The following is a 15,796-nucleotide window of genomic DNA, read 5'->3' as shown; positions in this document are numbered from 1 at the left end:
CGGGGCCGTCGGCACAATGGCCGCTGAGACGTTCTCAGCGGCCATCGCTCTGGCTTGCAGGGCTGTCAAAGCCGTTATGAGCATCGCCGGAAGCGCACGGGATGACCTCATCTAAGCGGGATCCAATGGACTGCCGTTGGCTCGGGGAACGAAGGCCTTCATGGCCCGCGGATAAGCAAGACCGATCGGTGTCTCGTGTCGGCAATTTGGAGCGTTTGGCTCGGCGCCTACGGCAAGGAGCGTCGCACACGTGGCGGCAGGGTCACGCCGTTCCCACGCCTCCAGGAACCTAGTGGCGTGAACGGACGTCCAGGGGCGCCCATCGGCCAGCGCCGCCAGAGCCGCCGCGGCGGGTCCGGAAGACCCAACATGATCTGAGCGTGCTGCCAAGTGAAGCGGGGTCTGGGCATGGCGATCACGTGCATTCGGGGAAGCACCGGCCAGCAACAGCGCGGACACTGCCTCAACGTTTCCCAGATGGGCGGCGATGTGGAGCGGTGTCTGACCGTGGCGATCGCGCGGATCAGGAAAGATGGTCGCGGCCAGTGCAGCGTTGAGCGCGGCAACATCGTCCATGACCACGGCCTCGTGTAATGGCGTCCAAGTCATGATTGCCCTGCCCTTCGAGTGGCAGCCCTCGCCTCCAAATGGGCGATGCCTTTTTCGCGCAGAGCGTTGCGTCGGGTCGGTTGTAGCAACAGCTGCTCGCTTACAACCAACAATCCTCCGACAACTTCTGCCGGATCCCAACTGTCCACCCCGGCAGCGATAACCAGACCACCCAGTTCGATCTTCCGGTGAGCATCAGCACGGCGATCCGCTTCGCGTTGCTTCAGTTCTGCACGTCGGCGCTTGCGTTGCTCTTCGCGTTCGACGAGCAGCAGCTTGGCTTGCTCCTTGGCCAGCGCTCCGATCATCCGCTCCAACTTCAGTTTTTGCTTCTCAACGTTCCCCACAGCTCGCTTGCTCTTGCGTGGCTTGAAACGGCGCTGGAGCCTGTGCTCTCTTGGCAGGAGGCTACGGATCCAAGCCTAATGCCTCCAAAAATTGCGCGCCGCGTGCGCGCAATGCAAGCGCGTCTTGATGAGGTGACACCAGAAATGGAGTCAATTCAGAAAAAGATATCGCTAATCAATGAAGCGTCAGACGCAGCCGACGCCTTGCCGACAGACCTGGAAGAACTCCGCAAAGCGCGCAGTCAGATCGAAAAGCTATCAACGGAATCAGCCACAACGCAAGGAAAGATCCAGCAGAGATGGGACGAGATAGAGAAGTTGCTACTGACGATGAGCGAAAAATCTGTTGAGGCAGATAAGTTGGTCAAGCAGACGGAGGAGGCTTATCGCGTCGCAACCTCGATTGGACTTGCAGGGGCTTTCGACCAGCGATCCAAATCAATGGCTTGGTCGATGAGGTTCTGGGTAGTCGGCCTGTTGGTTGCGCTCGGCGGCGGCACCGCAATTGGTGCAAGTCGGGTAAGGGTATTGACCGATGCGCTGAGCTCCAGTTCACCCAACTGGGGAATTGTTTGGATTCACATAATTCTTTCTGTCGTCAGTGTTGGAGCGCCACTATGGTTTGCTTGGCTCGCAACAAAGCAGATCGGTCAGCGTTTCCGAATCGCAGAAGATTACGGATACAAATCCTCCGTTGCGAAGGCTTACGAAGGATATCGCAAGGAAGCAGCTCGCATCGACGAGGACTTCGAGAATAGGCTGTTCAATTCCGCTCTAACTCGCTTGGAGGAAGCGCCCTTGCGATTGGTTGAAGATGTAACCCATGGAAGCCCATGGCATGAGCTCATCAACTCTGATGCCTTTAAGGCCGCGGTAGACAAGGTTCCAGATCTAGGAACGACCTTTGCGAAGATCAACCTGAAAGCTGGTAGAAGATCAAAGAATTCGGCTAGCTTGCCTGAGGGGGCCGTAGAAGCAGCTGAGTAATCTTCTAAGAAAACGCCCCGGACTTGACAAAGCTCCGGGGCGTTTTACTTTGAGTTCACGGCCCCCGAGTTTGATCGACTCGGAGGCGAGCAAGGTAGGTAGCTCTACGACATGCCCAGGCAGTGCCCCTTGAGCACACATTAGCAAGCCTTGGATGGACCGCAAGCCTCTCCTCCTTCTCTCCTCACAGTCTGTCCAGCTCAAAGGCCGTTGGTAGCCGTATCACGGTGCCGGTGGAGTGACCGGCGGTGCACAACGCAATCCTGGGAGCCCAGTGCGGGCTTGGACTGACCATCACCAGCGTGCACCGGTTTTAATGCGAGGGGACACAGGGCGCGGTATGGCCTGGCAACTCGCGCCAGCCAGGTAACGCAGATGTCGATGGTAACTGGGGAGTGCTCAATCTGGCCCCAGCAGCGTCTCCCATTCGCGGTCCCGTTACCAATGGTTCGTTGCTAGGAGAAGCCCCAGGAAAAACGCGCCTGGGCACGGGAAAAGTAAAGCAACACCGGAGAGACGCCCTCGCATGGGGGTGACAGGACCCGGACCCGGCGCGACTGATCGCGTGAACCTGTCGAAGCGGTGCAGATTAGGGAATCACCGCGCCCTGAAGTGCTGGGGGTCGCCGCCACGGGACCGACGCACGGGCCAAGTCACCCCACCGCTTTAGTCAGCGGGGTCAGGGGAGACTTTGCCCTTCGGCTGGAGGGGACTCGGAGGGGACCCGACAGCCGAAGGGCAAAGCAGGGGGGCTTTGGCAAAGCTATTGGGGTTTAAGGAAAAGCTTGTGCACGCTTTTCCCGTTTTCGAAAAGCAGATCGGGCGAAATTTCTCCCCAAGTTCCGCTTTCACCCGCCCGCCCCTTGAGCCATGCAGCTCGGCTGAGCGTGGCCTGCGATCTCTTGCGCGGAGAAGCAAACCACTGACACCTCAGCCAAGACGGTGACGACTGTAACGAACGGCAGTGCACGCTCACGCGCTGGACCTCACTCGCCTGGAACGCGCCGTGACACTGCACTACATTCCTCCTCCCCTGATCCGATCAGCGGGCGAAGCACAGATCTGGGGCACCCACGGCGTCGTGGTCTCGCAACCCCAACCACTGCGCTCCGAAGCATTTGAGCTGAGGCAGGCTTACGAGCCCAAGCTCCTGGAGCCGGACCTTCACCCGCTCCTGCTGCTTTCGTCACGACTGAATCGGGTTCACTCCCAAGCTTACAACGGGGACTTCCTGCTGCCCGTCAGCGCCGTTGAAAAAGCCCACAAGGCAATCGCGCCCCTGAGCCCAGCGGATCTGCGCACAACCGACGCCTTGATCGCCTCACTGACGTCCGCAGCAGGCCTCCAGGCACCCTCGCTTCGATCAGATCGCGCATGGGTGGCAGGACGAGGCCCCAAGGAGGCGGTGCTCGTGCTGCCACCGGTCGCGGTCGTCGATCCACTGCTCGCCAATCTCCTGACCACCCTCTCCCAGCACCAATCCAACTGCAATGAGCACCTCGACGAGGCGCTGGCGCACCAACTGCTGACGATCCACCCATTGGCCGATGGAAACGGACGGATCACACGTTCCTTGCTGATCAAGCTCGCCGCTCGCAAACGCAGTTTGTTCCCGCTCTACATTTGCTGGCTGCTGATGTTTGACAAGTTGGCAACCGTTGCTTCGTGGAACGACGCCTCCCTCACCGGGCAGCACACGCCCGAGCCCGCAAGGATGGAGCGGTGGCTGGCAGCGGCGCGCGCCCTAGTCTCCGTGTGGCAAGAAGCACGAAAAGAATTAGACGTCAGGGCAACTGACGCCCTGCTGTTCACAGGAGCCGTGACCGAAGACGCCGTGCGGGCCGTCAGCGAGAACTGTTCCCCACCGCTGGCCCGGCGAATTGCCTCGACCTACGCCGCATCCTCCCTCCCCTCCCAAAGAGACCTCGAAGAAGCCATTCAAACATGCATTGGAACGTGCAAGAAGCTCGCATCGCCCGCTTTGAAGCCCCCAAGGACTGATGGTGATTCATGAAGAACAAACCGACGTTAACTCCCGAAGACATCTCCACATCGCAGAACCTCAAACGCCAGATCCGCGACATTCTTCGCATATCGCTGATCGTGGGCGGGTCGTTGCTCGCAGCCCAATCAGGCATGGCCGACACCACCAACGATCGAGGAACGACCAACCTTCCTCCGGTTGATGCGATACCGCCTCCTTACATCCCCCCCATGGATCCCCCCTCACTTCCCGGAGTTGGGGGCTACGACCCAGGCGAAGGAGGTGGTGGTGGGGGCAACTCTTCTCCCCCCTCAGCAGACACTTGGAAACAGCGGGTTTGTGCAGAACACATTGCCAGGAAGCCCGCCTCCTGCCCTGCGCGCATCCCGTTCCCATCGGGGGCCAGCTACGCAAAAGATCGCTTGCCTGGCGCTTCTTGGGGGGCAAAGTCCACTGTCCTGATGGCGATTTCCTTCAGCGAAGGCCGAACGCACGGGTTTGGTCGAACCGTGCCGCCTGATCCGAACGCTCAGGCTTCTATGAAGGACGCCCTGGAACGCCAGACCCAGAATTACGCCAACCTGACAAAGGACTTCGACAGCGCGACCGGGGAGTTTCGCTACGCGGTTATGCATGCATGCGAACAGCAGCTTCAAGCATCGAGTGCGACCAGGGCGGGCATAAACATCACCATTCCTGAGTCATACTGTCTCGGCATCCTTAAGGCGATAGACGATGAGGTGGGGGCACCAGGCCTCGTCGAGACCTTCGTAGAATGGGCACGTCGCTACGGCGTGCCCGTGGAGGAATACATCACGCCGCAAGGGGCAGGTGCGGTTGAGCTGGAGAAATCCCTGAAAGAGAAATGGAAATATGTCTCTGAAGATGCCCAGTGCTCAACATGGTGGACGCAACTGGACCAACAGCAATGTTCAATTCCTTGACAGGTGAGCGCATGAAAAACTTCGCAATCGTGGCCATGCTTGCCTGCGCACTTTCCGCTTGCGCGGACAAGTCCTCCCCCGCAGCGGACGTTCAAACGACTGAACAGAAAGCCCAGCAGGGCGACCAGACACCAGAAGGCGAGACGTCACGGCCCACGCCATCCTCCAACGCCGGCGTAAACGCGGCCGATCGATCTGCCGAAATTCAGCAGAGGCTGTGCCCTGCGGTGGATCCGTCCTGTGCGAGCGCCGGCCCACTGAGCGCCCGCTCTCCAGCCGAGGCCCAGTGGTTGATTCAGCATGGCTATCCCTCTGAACAGGAGAACGCCAAGTTGCATGCCGCCAGCCTGCAATCCCTCCAAGAGATGGCAGCGTCCGGCAATAGGCCGGCCGCCGTTGTCTACGCGGAGAGAATTGCTCTGGAAGCCGGGAAGTTCACGGAAGGCTCCGTGCTTCTCTATGAGCAAGCCAAATCAGGCAACCTGTTCGCCTACTACGGGCTTTCCAAGATCTACTATGACGACCCCAGCCACGGCTCCTTGGTGGATAGCGCCGCGTATCTCAAGGTTGCCTACCTGCTGGGTGACTCAAGGGCCTCGGAACTGCTGGATCGTCCGAAACTTGGCACCGCTGAACTGTTGTCAGCAGACAAGCGAGCGGCAGGGCTGCTGGAGACGTTCTCAGGCGGCGTGGAGCGCTCTCCTCGCCCGCTGGAGTAAGCATGGGCTTGTAGAGCGGTAACCGCTCTGCTCAACGCCAGCGCCAGCGCCAGCAAGTGAGTAGAAGTTCCAGTTCAGCTTCAGGAAGGCCCCCGCTCAGCTGGGGGCCTTTTTCTTTCCTCCACGCCGACCAACTTCCCGCAGCTTCTGCTCGGCCGAGCGCAACGCCAAGTCAAACTGCCCCGGTTGATAGCGCGGCAACACAACCGGAGGCGAGAACCTGCCCAACGTCGCCACGCGGTCCGGCAGGGTGGAGCGGTGAATGTAGTGCTTCTCCAAAACCGTCTGCCCCGCAGCATGTCCGGTGACCGCGCCGATGGCCGCTGGCGACGCACCTGCGGCGTCGAGGCGATCGGCCAAGGTGTGGCGAAAACCGTGAAAGCCCTGCCCCTTTTCCTCGACGCCTTGCCGCTTGATGTAGGTGGAAAACTGGCGTGACAGCTGCCTGCCAAATCCCAGACCGGTGCTGTTCGGGAGATTGGGGAACAACTGCACATGGCCTGCGGCCTTGGCCTCCTGCACGTAGTCCAGGAACCCGGCCTCCAGCACGGGTTGCGCCAAGGGAATAAAACGGCGCGAATGCTTGCCCTTGATCCGTTGGCCCCTGGCCACCACCCGGACGTAGAATCCGGGAACGCCATCGACCGTTGCGATGTCATCCACTTGCAACTGAGCCACTTCGTTGACCCGAGCACCGCTGTAGAGCCCGAGCATCGGACCAAACCACCGATGCGGATACTTCGACGCCCAGGGAACAAACGCGCTTCCAAAAATGGCGCCCAACTCGCTGTCGGTGAAGGGAGATCCCCTGTCTTCTTCGTCTGGGGTCGCCACCGCTCGAACGCCTGCCAATGGATTGACCTCCACTCGCTTGGCCTCGACCAAGGAGATAAAGAACACCGACAGACGCTGGCGGTGCTTTTTGATGGTCCAGGCGGCCGGCTCGGGCTCATCGTTGGCCTTTGCCAAGGCCATCACCTCCAGCACCGGCATTCCTCGGTAAGCAGGCCGCTTGGATGCATTCGAAGGCCACCATCGAATTGCGCTGAAGAACTCGCGCACGTGATCTTGCGCAAGCTCGGACACAGGCAGATCTTCCCCTACCGCGCCAGCAAACAACCGCAACGTGTGACGGCTCTCCAGAATCGTCTTTGGCTGCAACTTCGCGTTGGTCAGATCCGTCAGGTGGTTTTCGATGGCCTTAGACAGTGACAGTCCAACCGAACGACCTGTCGCCTCCCTCTTCGCATGCGTCTCCTGCTGCTTGAGCAGAAAATGCTCAGGAAGCAGGCCGATGCTTTCTACTGGATCGGCGCTGGCCATCTTTTCGAGGGTCTCGCGCCAGAACGCCATGTCTTCCGGCGTTTTGATCTACACCTCGGTCACGCCCGCGCCGTTGGGGAACGTGATCCCTTTCAAGATCAGCTGTTGAACGCCATTCCGCCGCACCCTGCGTAACACCTCGTCGATGTCCACCGCCTGCCCCTGTCTCAATGCTTGGAATGCCTGAGAGAGTGCCATGCCCATGCGGGCAGCGACCAGCCTGGCCACGTCTCCGAAGGGAGCGTGCAACGGACGAACGAGGAAGCGCGAGCCAACCAATGCTCGCAAGTCTTTCGGGACGAGAAAACGGGCATAGACCCCGCTTGGTCTGGCCAAAAGCAATGGCTTTGGCATGTTTGGCGATACCTCAAACGATACCCAGGAAGGTCGTTTGAGAGGCCGTTATCCAATCCAAAAACCCTCGCGCCTCCAGACACTTAGCGCGGATCTCGGTGTTGATTGGAGCGGGCGATGGGAATCGAACCCACGTCAGTAGCTTGGGAAGCTACAGCTCTACCATTGAGCTACGCCCGCGTTGCGGTGGAAAGTCTATGCGCTGGGGGCGGTGTTGCGCAATGGTGCCCCCGCATCAGAGCGGGGCCGGCGCCCTTTCGTTCCCGAAAGGGATCCGGCCCCGCCTGGTTTCTGCTTAGAAGCTGCCGCTGAAATTGGCGAACAGCGTCGCGTCCTGGGCACGCTTCTGCCCGGCCGAAGCGCTCAGGCCGAAGTTGCTCTGCAGGCCGAACAGCTCGGTACGGGCACCCAGCACCACGGTGGCGTAGTTCTTGTCGAAGTTCAGGCCCGGCACGCGATAGCTGCCCAGTTCCGGCAGGGTCTGCAGCCATGCGCTGGCCTGCTTGGTGTCTTCGAACTCGTGGTCGTAGGTCACCTGCGCGTACGGCTTGACGGTGCCGCCATCGAAGCGGGCCTGCCAGCCGATGCGGCCGACGGTCGAATCGACGTTCTGGCGGTCGTAGCCCAGTGCGGTGGCCAGGGTGCCGGTCGCGGCGCTTTCGGTGTAGCCATCGATCTTCACCTTCTGCCAGATCACCGAAGCAATCGGGCCGTGGCGGAAACCGCCTTCGGTGCCGAACTCGTAGCCGGCGTTCAGCGCGGCGGTCAGGTTGCTGCCGTCCGGCGAACCACCGTGCTCGCGGGTGGCTGGACCCAGCTGGACCTTGCGGTTCACGTCATAGGACAGCCAAGTGTAGCTGACCTGGCCATTGATCCAGATGCGGTCACCATACCAGCCGGCGAACAGACCGGCAGTGGTGTCCTTCTGGGTGAAGTCGCCACGGCTGTTGCCGAAGTCTGCGTTGAGGCGGCCGAAGCCGGCGAAGCCGCCGAACACCATGCCGTCGCGTGCCCAGTCGATACCGAACAGGCCGGCGGGCGCCAGGCCGTCGTACAGGTCGGCATGGTCATAACGCTGCAGGTCACCGCGCACGCCGCCCCACCAGGACAGGCCATCGGCCGGGCGACCACCCAGGTGCATGCTGACCTGGTCGGCACGCGAACGGCCGATGGTCTGGGCCGAGTGGCTCAGCACCTGCTGCAGACGCGGGCCTTCCAGCACCGAGACAGCATACTGGCCCAGCAGCTGATGGCCGGCGGTGGTCGGATGCACGCCGTCGGCGAACAGGTAGGTGTTGGCTGCATCCGGGCTGACGTAACTGGTCGGGTTGCAGCCGATGATGCTGGCGGTGGAGTTGTTCGGATCGATCCTGCAGGCGGTGCTGGTGACGTTGGTGAAGCCGTACATGCCCGGATTGGCAGTCACTTCGCGCAGGATGCTGAAGGTATCGAGCGGAATGAACTCGATGCCTGCCTGCTTCAGGCCACCGTACAGCGCCTTGTTGTAGCCGGCCGACAGTGCGGTGGCGGCGGCGGCATTGGGGCCGCGGAACTGCGGGGTGATGCCCACATCCGGCAGGTTCGGTACCAGCACGTACTGGGCACCAGCCTGCTTCAGCGCACCTACCAGCGCGATCTGGTCGGTGACCGCTGCGCCGATGATGCCCTGCACCTGGGCCTGCGACGCGCCACCTGCCGCCGCACGGGTGGCCGCAAACAGATCATTGGCGCCTCCCCATACGGTGTACAGGGCGTTGCCGTCAGCCTTGCCACCGTTCGCGGCAAGGTAGCGGGTTGCTTGCGACTTCAGCGACGGAATCACGCCCAGGCCACCGGCCTCGTCCACCGATACCCGGGCACCGCCCACGGCGTAGTTGTCGCCACTCTGGCCGTTGCCGTTGGCACCCCCGTTGAGGCCGTAGTAGTTGGCGACCTGCTGTGCCCACACCCAACCCGGGTTGGTGGTGAACTGGCCGGTGACCGGCTGCACGCCCGGATCGAGCAGCGGCCGGAAATAGCCGGCGTCGGTGAGGCTGTCGCCGAAGAACACGGCCTTGGAATACGGACTTTCGCCTGCCATGGCCGGCAGCGCGGCGAGTGCGATCGCAGCCGCCATCAGGGAGCGGATCGGGTGTTTGCTGAGCTGCATCTAGGAACTCCTGTGGGGAAAATAGGTTGGAATCCGGCACACGTACGCCGGCGCACGGTCAATGGTTTCACCGGGCCGCCGTTTGCTCACGCTGCGCCGCCGCATGGATTGTCGCCTGAGCACGCCGAAGCCTGCTGTGCTGGAGCTGGCGCCCCGATCAAATTGCAAACGTTCCGATCACGAAGGGCTATAAGCGACAATGCAGGAATGAACATCCAGCTCAACGGCGAACCCCGCACCCTGCCCGCCTCGGCGACCCTTCACGACCTGCTCGAGGCCGAGCAGCTGCTGCAGCGCCGGGTGGCAGTGGAGGTCAACGGCGAGATCGTCAGCCGCAGCCGCCATCGCGAGCATGTCCTGGCTGAAGGCGACATTGTCGAGATCGTGCACGCGCTGGGTGGGGGCTGAGGCCTGTCCGGGTTTGCCGGCCAGCGGCCGGCACTACCCATGCCGATCCACGGCCGGCACGCCATTGCGTGATCCCATCTTCAGGCGGATAGGCGATAATCGCGCCATGAACGTTCACGTCTCCCCCGATTCGCTGGTGATCGCCGGCAAGACCTATGGCTCGCGGCTGCTCACCGGCACCGGCAAGTTCAAGGACCTGGAAGAAACCCGCCTGGCCACCGAGGCTGCTGGCGCCCAGATCGTCACCGTGGCCATCCGCCGCACCAACATCGGGCAGAACCCGGGCGAGCCGAACCTGCTGGACGTGCTGCCACCGGAGCGCTTCACCATCCTGCCCAACACCGCTGGCTGCTACACCGCCGAAGACGCGGTGCGTACCTGCCGCCTGGCCCGTGAGCTGCTGGACGGCCACAACCTGACCAAGCTGGAAGTGCTGGGCGACCAGAAGACCCTGTACCCGGACGTGGTGCAGACCCTCAAGGCCGCCGAGCAGCTGGTCAAGGACGGCTTCGAGGTGATGGTCTACACCTCCGACGACCCGATCCTGGCCAAGCGCCTGGAAGAGATCGGCTGCGCCGCAGTGATGCCGCTGGCCGCGCCGATCGGTTCGGGCCTGGGCATCCAGAACAAGTACAACCTGCTGCAGATCATCGAAGACGCCAAGGTGCCGATCATTGTTGATGCCGGCGTGGGCACCGCGTCGGATGCGGCGATCGCGATGGAACTGGGCTGCGACGGCGTGTTGATGAACACCGCCATTGCCGGTGCGCGCAACCCGGTGCTGATGGCCACTGCCATGCGCAAGGCAGTCGAGGCCGGCCGCGAGGCTTTCCTGGCCGGGCGCATCCCGCGCAAGCGCTACGCCAGCGCATCCTCTCCGGTGGACGGGCTGATCGGCTGATGACCAATCCTTTTGACAGCGCCGGCTCCAAGGCCCCACCCAAGCCCTTCACCGTAAGCGAGGGCCGCCGCGAGGTGCGCAGCTTCGTGTTGCGCCAGGGACGTTTCACCCCCGCCCAGCAGCGCGCGTTCGACGAACGCTGGCCGCGCTTCGGCCTCGACTACACCGGCCAGCCGCGTGACCTGGATGCCACCTTCGGCCGCCCGGCACACAAGGTGCTGGAAATCGGCTTCGGCAACGGTGCCGCGCTGCGCTTCGCCGCCCAGCACGATCCGTCGCGCGACTACATCGGCATCGAAGTGCACGCCCCCGGCGTGGGCCGGTTGCTGAACGCGCTGGCTGAGGACAATGCCGACCACGTGCGCCTGTACCACCATGACGCGGTGGAAGTGCTGCAGAACGAGATCGCCGATGGCGCGCTCGATGAAGTGCGCATCTACTTCCCGGACCCGTGGCACAAGAAGCGCCACAACAAGCGCCGCCTGCTGCAGCCGGCATTTGCCGAGCTGCTGGTGCGCAAGCTGCGCCCGGGTGGCCGCCTGCACTGCGCCACCGACTGGGAAGACTACGCCGAGCAGATGTGGGACGTGCTTGACGCGACTGCCGGCCTGGTCAACCGCGCCGGCCCGCGTGGCAGCGTGCCGCGTCCGGACTGGCGCCCGCAGACCCACTTCGAGACCCGCGGCCAGAAACTCGGCCACGGCGTCTGGGACCTGCTGTACGACCGCACCTGACGATCGCCTGAGGACGCCGCGCCCCACATGGATACCGCGCTGACGCTGACCAACGACATGAAGCTCGTGCTCGGGCTGGTCGGCTTCACGATGGCGATGTTCCTGTTCGAGCGCATCCGCGCCGACGTGGTCGCGCTGGTGGTGCTGGTGGTACTCGGTGTCACCGGCCTGATCGCGCCGGAGGAGATCTTCGGCGGTTTCTCCGGTAACGCGGTGATGAGCATCATCGCCACCACCATCCTCGGTGCGGGCCTGGACCGCACCGGGGCGCTGAACCGGCTGGCCGCATGGCTGCTGCGGCGCGGCCACGGCGTCGAACAGCGGCTGCTGATGATGACCACCGCCATCGCCGGCCTGAACTCGTCCTTCATGCAGAACCCGTCGGTGATGGCCTTGTATCTGCCGGTCGCCTCGCGACTGGCAGCGCGCACCGGGCTGACGATGCAGCGCCTGCTGCTGCCGATCTCGGCGGCGATCGTGATGGGCGGTGCGCTGACCATGGTCGGCAATTCGCCGCTGATCCTGCTGAACGATCTGCTGGCCTCGGCCAACAACAACCTGCCTTCCGGCCTGGCCACCATCGAGCCGCTGCGCATGTTCGCGCCGCTGCCGATTGGCGTGGCACTGCTGATCGCCTCGCTGCTGTACTTCCGCTACTACGGCGACCGCAAGCTGATCGAGGAAGAAACCCTGGTCAACGACGGGGTCACCCCAGCACGCACCGAGAGCTACTTCGCCAAGACCTATGGCATCGAAGGCGATGTGTTCGAGCTGGTGGTCAGCGCGGAAAGTCCGCTGGTGGGCATGACCCTGGGCGAGGCCGAGAACCTGCACGACGCCCCGCTGCTGCTGGCCCTGAAAACCGGTAATGACACCCGCCTGGCGCCGCCGGCGGAGATGCGCATCTGGGTAGGCAGCGTGCTCGGTGCGATGGGCCCGCGCCAGCAGATCAACGATTTCGCGCAGAACCAGTTCCTGCGCATGTCTTCGCGCCTGAAGCACCTGGGTGACCTGTTCAACCCGAGCCGCGCCGGTATTTCCGAGGCGGTGGTACCGCCGACCTCGAACGTGATCGGCAAGAGCGCGGCCGACCTGCGCCTGCGCAAGGAGCGTGGCATCAGCCTGCTGGCGATCAACCGCGACAAGCAGGTGATCCGCGAGGACGTGCGCGACGTGCAGTTGCGTGCAGGCGACATGCTGGTCTTCCACAGCATCTGGACCGACCTGGCACAGGCGGCCAAGAGCCGCGACTTCGTGGTGGTGACCGACTATCCGACCGGCGAGCAGCGCCCGCACAAGTTCAAGATTGCGATGGCGATCTTCGCGCTGACCATCCTGATCGCGCTGACCAGCAAGCTGCCGGTCGCGCTGACGCTGATGACCGGCGTGGCCGGCATGCTGCTGACCGGCGTGCTGCGCATGGACGAGGCCTATGCCTCGATCAACTGGAAAACGGTGTTCATGATGGCCGGGCTGATCCCGCTCGGCTGGGCGATGGACTCCAGTGGTGCGGCGGCATGGGTGGCTGGCCATACCATCGACAAGCTGCCGACCGGCATCCCGGTGTGGGTGCTGGAGGTGGCGCTGGCACTGCTGACCACGGCGTTCTCGCTGGTGATCAGCCATGTGGGCGCGACCATCGTGATGGTACCGATCGCGGTGAACCTGGCACTGGCGGCGGGCGGCAACCCGACCGCGTTCGCGCTGATCGTGGCGCTGTCGGCGTCCAACAACCTGATGACGGCCTCCAACCCGGTGATTTCGATGATCACCGGCCCGGCCAATTACACCCCGCGCGAGATGTGGCGGGTCGGCGGACCGTTGTCGCTGATCTACACCTGCGTGGTGGTGTTGATGATCAACCTGATGTTCTGAGGGTTGGATTTATCGGCAGGGCTGCGCCCTGCACCCGCAGAATCAACGTCAACGTCAACGTCAAAGGCTGGCATTCCGTGGGATGGCGGGGTGGGTCCGGTGGCGGGGGACGCTGCAAGTCCCCCTCCGGGGCCCGGCCCAGCCGCTGGCGGCTGTGCGTTCGGGCGCTTGCGAAGCAGTGCTTCGCAAGCAAAGCGCCCTCACCCATGTAAGCTCGGTCGCCGCTTGCTCGTGTGCGCAGTCCTGCGCACACGGCAAGACCGGGGTTGGGCGTCCTGCCCAACCCGCCCGAGGCATGCCTCGGGCCCATGCGGCTCACGCCCCCGCAACCGGACCCACCCCGCCTTCGACAGTTTTCCGCGAACTGTCGAAACGGCATTCTGTGCTGCTGGTGGGTGTCGACCTTGGTCGACACGGCTTTTGTAGAGTCGAGCCGTGCTCGACTGCTTCCGGCCTCAAGCCAGATAGACCTGCCCATCGCGGATATCGACCGGCACCGCACGCAGGCGGTCCCCCTTGCACGGGCCGGCAATGCAGTCGCCGCTGTCCAGCGTGAACGAGGCGCCATGCGCGGCGCACACCAGGTGGCCCTCGCGGCTCTTCAGGAACTGGCCCGGGGCCCAGTCCAGGCGACGGCCGGCGTGCGGGCAGATGTTCAGGAATGCGCGCACCTGCGCGCCGTCGCGGTACAGCACCAGCGATTCGGCATCGCCATTGATCACCGCTTCGACCTCGGCAAACGCGCCATCGGCAATGGCATCAAGGGCGATCAGGGCAGCTGCGATAGTCATGGCGAAAGCTCGGACGGTAAACCGGAATTGTCGCATGCCTGCTCAGGTGACTGGCTGTGACATGAACACAAGTCATTGATCCGTAATAAGCACAGGCTATATTTAACGAGTTTTTCACTCAATGACAGTGGCGCGTCCCGATACTCTGATTTCGCTGATCCCAGCCTATCGAGCCGCCATGTTCAACCGCGCATCCGCCTTCAACCAGTTCCGCACCCTGTTCGCGCCGCGCAAGCCGCGTCATCCGCTGGTGCGCGTTGCCGTGGGCCTGCTCGGCTTGGCGATCCTGGCCGCGATGGTGTTCATCGGTGTGTTCGTCGGTGCCGCGATGATCCTGGTTGGCCTGGCATGGAAGCTGCTGGCCTCGCGCAAGCCGGGCGCCGCGCGTCCGGTCGACCCGACCGTGGTCGAGGGCGAGTACCGCGTGGTGCGCAAGCCGGTGTTGCCGGCCTCGCGCTGATCCAGGCCTTCCGCGCCCGCTGACGGCGGGCGCCATGCGTTCTAGACTGCGGGCACGCCCTTCCTGGATGCCCGCATGTCCGATGTCTCCGATGTGATCCCTGCCGTAGCCCTGCCGCGTGTACCGGTAGCCGGTGGCGGCAGCTTCCCCGTGCACCGTATCTACTGCGTCGGCCGCAACTTCGCCGACCACGCCCGCGAAATGGGCGCGGCGGTGCCGGCGGCCGATGACCGCGGCCGCCCGATGTTCTTCAGCAAGCCGGCCGACGCCATCGTGGTCGGCCACGACGATGCCATCCCCTATCCGCCAGCAACCGCCAACCTGCACCACGAAGTGGAACTGGTGGTGGCGATCGGTCGCGATGCGCCCGCCGGCGAGCTGGCCGTCGCCGACGCCGATGCGCTGGTCTACGGCTACGCCGTCGGCCTGGACCTGACCCGCCGCGATCTGCAGGCCGCAGCCAAGGACAAGGGCCATCCTTGGGATGCCGCGAAAGGGTTCGATGCCTCCGCGCCGATCAGCGAAATCGTCCACGCCGAAGAAGTCGGCGACCTGGCTGCGCTGAACCTGTCGCTGGAGGTCAACGGCGAGGTGCGCCAGCAGGCACTGCTCGACCAGATGATCTGGAACGTGCCGGAGATCCTGCATGAGCTGTCCAAGCTGTGGCAGCTGCGTGCCGGTGACCTGGTGTTCATGGGCACCCCGTCCGGGGTGGCTGCGCTGAAGCCCGGCGACCGCTTCAGTGCCCGCCTGGAAAACGTGGCCGAGCGCCACGGCGTGATCGCCGGCTGACGTCACCTGCGCTACCCTGCGCGCTGTCCACTTCCCCACCGGAGAAAAACAACAATGGGAATGCTCACCGAGTTCAAGGAATTCGCCATGCGCGGCAACGTCATCGACCTCGCCGTCGGCGTGGTGATCGGCGCGGCCTTCGGCAAGATCGTAACGGCGCTGGTCGAGAAGATCATCATGCCGCCGCTTGGCCTGCTGATCGGCAAGGTGGACTTCTCGCAGCTGGCGTGGACGCTGTCGCCGGCCCGGATCGGCCCCGACGGCAAGGAGATTCCGGCGGTGGTGATCGGCTACGGTGATTTCATCAACACCCTGATCCAGTTCGTGATCGTGGCCTTCGCGATCTTCATCGTGGTCAAGGCGATCAACCGCCTGTCTCGCAAGAAGGAAGCTGCACCGGCCGCACCGGCCGAGGAAGT

General features: G+C 63.3%; 14 protein-coding genes, 1 tRNA gene and 1 pseudogene. 11 read left to right on the top strand and 5 right to left on the bottom strand.

What is annotated here, in order from left to right; all coding sequences use genetic code 11:
* Positions 1 to 605: 605 nt before the first annotated feature.
* Positions 606 to 917, bottom strand: coding sequence for a conjugal transfer protein TraD (locus N5C25_RS05360; protein ID WP_144435363.1), 312 nt, complete (start codon positions 915 to 917; stop codon positions 606 to 608).
* Here N5C25_RS05360 and N5C25_RS05355 point away from each other — a divergent pair.
* From N5C25_RS05355 to N5C25_RS05340, 4 genes are all read left to right on the top strand, one after another.
* A complete protein-coding gene (locus tag N5C25_RS05355) occupies positions 798 to 1,943 on the top strand; it encodes a hypothetical protein (RefSeq protein ID WP_279936584.1) in 1,146 nt (381 codons plus the stop codon). The two genes, N5C25_RS05360 and N5C25_RS05355, sit on opposite strands and share 120 nt — an antisense overlap.
* A gap of 1,006 nt (positions 1,944 to 2,949) precedes the next feature.
* Positions 2,950 to 3,957: a Fic family protein gene (locus N5C25_RS05350; protein ID WP_058981966.1), complete on the top strand. Its 1,008-nt coding sequence runs from the start codon at positions 2,950 to 2,952 to the stop codon at positions 3,955 to 3,957.
* Positions 3,954 to 4,871, top strand: coding sequence for a hypothetical protein (locus N5C25_RS05345; protein WP_251102897.1), 918 nt, complete (start codon positions 3,954 to 3,956; stop codon positions 4,869 to 4,871). The genes N5C25_RS05350 and N5C25_RS05345 overlap by 4 nt, the downstream gene beginning before the upstream one ends.
* Positions 4,856 to 5,590 (top strand): hypothetical protein, encoded by a 735-nt coding sequence (locus N5C25_RS05340; protein WP_279936567.1) that lies wholly within the window; start codon positions 4,856 to 4,858, stop codon positions 5,588 to 5,590. The genes N5C25_RS05345 and N5C25_RS05340 overlap by 16 nt, the downstream gene beginning before the upstream one ends.
* A gap of 96 nt (positions 5,591 to 5,686) precedes the next feature.
* Here N5C25_RS05340 and N5C25_RS05335 read toward each other — a convergent pair.
* The 3 genes and pseudogenes from N5C25_RS05335 to N5C25_RS05325 all read right to left on the bottom strand — a co-directional run bounded on the left by N5C25_RS05335 (position 5,687) and on the right by N5C25_RS05325 (position 9,416).
* A pseudogene (locus N5C25_RS05335) lies at positions 5,687 to 7,267 on the bottom strand (site-specific integrase).
* Between the two features lie 106 nt (positions 7,268 to 7,373).
* Positions 7,374 to 7,447, bottom strand: a tRNA-Gly gene (locus tag N5C25_RS05330).
* Between the two features lie 115 nt (positions 7,448 to 7,562).
* Positions 7,563 to 9,416 (bottom strand): autotransporter domain-containing esterase, encoded by a 1,854-nt coding sequence (locus N5C25_RS05325; RefSeq protein WP_058982071.1) that lies wholly within the window; start codon positions 9,414 to 9,416, stop codon positions 7,563 to 7,565.
* A gap of 207 nt (positions 9,417 to 9,623) precedes the next feature.
* On the opposite strand from N5C25_RS05325, the gene thiS reads away from it, so the two are divergent.
* From thiS to N5C25_RS05305, 4 genes are all read left to right on the top strand, one after another.
* A complete protein-coding gene (gene thiS, locus N5C25_RS05320; RefSeq protein ID WP_019660184.1) occupies positions 9,624 to 9,824 on the top strand; it encodes a sulfur carrier protein ThiS in 201 nt (66 codons plus the stop codon).
* A gap of 106 nt (positions 9,825 to 9,930) precedes the next feature.
* The gene (locus N5C25_RS05315; protein ID WP_019660185.1) at positions 9,931 to 10,725 is read left to right on the top strand and encodes a thiazole synthase; all 795 of its coding nucleotides are present in this window, start codon (positions 9,931 to 9,933) and stop codon (positions 10,723 to 10,725) included.
* A complete protein-coding gene (gene trmB / locus N5C25_RS05310; RefSeq protein ID WP_019660186.1) occupies positions 10,725 to 11,459 on the top strand; it encodes a tRNA (guanosine(46)-N7)-methyltransferase TrmB in 735 nt (244 codons plus the stop codon). Before N5C25_RS05315 ends, trmB begins: the two co-directional genes overlap by 1 nt.
* A 27-nt stretch (positions 11,460 to 11,486) precedes the next feature.
* The gene (locus N5C25_RS05305; protein WP_019660187.1) at positions 11,487 to 13,334 is read left to right on the top strand and encodes an SLC13 family permease; all 1,848 of its coding nucleotides are present in this window, start codon (positions 11,487 to 11,489) and stop codon (positions 13,332 to 13,334) included.
* Between the two features lie 455 nt (positions 13,335 to 13,789).
* Here N5C25_RS05305 and N5C25_RS05300 read toward each other — a convergent pair whose 3' ends face one another.
* A complete protein-coding gene (locus tag N5C25_RS05300; protein WP_251103478.1) occupies positions 13,790 to 14,125 on the bottom strand; it encodes a Rieske (2Fe-2S) protein in 336 nt (111 codons plus the stop codon).
* Between the two features lie 178 nt (positions 14,126 to 14,303).
* On the opposite strand from N5C25_RS05300, the gene N5C25_RS05295 reads away from it, so the two are divergent.
* The 3 genes from N5C25_RS05295 to mscL form a co-directional block, all read left to right on the top strand.
* A complete protein-coding gene (locus N5C25_RS05295; protein WP_019660189.1) occupies positions 14,304 to 14,585 on the top strand; it encodes a hypothetical protein in 282 nt (93 codons plus the stop codon).
* 75 nt (positions 14,586 to 14,660) lie between these two features.
* Positions 14,661 to 15,377 carry a fumarylacetoacetate hydrolase family protein gene (locus N5C25_RS05290; protein WP_019660190.1) on the top strand — a complete coding sequence of 239 codons (717 nt, stop codon included), beginning with the start codon at positions 14,661 to 14,663 and terminating at the stop codon, positions 15,375 to 15,377.
* A 54-nt stretch (positions 15,378 to 15,431) separates the two neighbouring features.
* On the top strand, positions 15,432 to 15,796 hold a 365-nt coding region (mscL, locus tag N5C25_RS05285; protein WP_279936566.1), incomplete at its 3' end, for a large-conductance mechanosensitive channel protein MscL.

This window comes from Stenotrophomonas sp. GD03958 (assembly GCF_029839005.1).
Classification (GTDB): domain Bacteria; phylum Pseudomonadota; class Gammaproteobacteria; order Xanthomonadales; family Xanthomonadaceae; genus Stenotrophomonas; species Stenotrophomonas hibiscicola.
The sequence above is the reverse complement of the archived record's forward strand: the minus strand, read 5'-3'. Positions and strand labels throughout refer to the sequence as shown.

Coding starts and splice junctions, on each gene's coding strand:
- N5C25_RS05360 (WP_144435363.1), bottom strand. CDS start 917: ATGATCGGAGCGCTGGCCAAGGAGCAAGCCAAGCTGCTGCTCGTCGAA.
- N5C25_RS05345 (WP_251102897.1), top strand. CDS start 3,954: ATGAAGAACAAACCGACGTTAACTCCCGAAGACATCTCCACATCGCAG.
- N5C25_RS05340 (WP_279936567.1), top strand. CDS start 4,856: ATGTTCAATTCCTTGACAGGTGAGCGCATGAAAAACTTCGCAATCGTG.
- N5C25_RS05325 (WP_058982071.1), bottom strand. CDS start 9,416: ATGCAGCTCAGCAAACACCCGATCCGCTCCCTGATGGCGGCTGCGATC.
- thiS (WP_019660184.1), top strand. CDS start 9,624: ATGAACATCCAGCTCAACGGCGAACCCCGCACCCTGCCCGCCTCGGCG.
- N5C25_RS05315 (WP_019660185.1), top strand. CDS start 9,931: ATGAACGTTCACGTCTCCCCCGATTCGCTGGTGATCGCCGGCAAGACC.
- trmB (WP_019660186.1), top strand. CDS start 10,725: ATGACCAATCCTTTTGACAGCGCCGGCTCCAAGGCCCCACCCAAGCCC.
- N5C25_RS05305 (WP_019660187.1), top strand. CDS start 11,487: ATGGATACCGCGCTGACGCTGACCAACGACATGAAGCTCGTGCTCGGG.
- N5C25_RS05300 (WP_251103478.1), bottom strand. CDS start 14,125: ATGACTATCGCAGCTGCCCTGATCGCCCTTGATGCCATTGCCGATGGC.
- N5C25_RS05295 (WP_019660189.1), top strand. CDS start 14,304: ATGTTCAACCGCGCATCCGCCTTCAACCAGTTCCGCACCCTGTTCGCG.
- N5C25_RS05290 (WP_019660190.1), top strand. CDS start 14,661: ATGTCCGATGTCTCCGATGTGATCCCTGCCGTAGCCCTGCCGCGTGTA.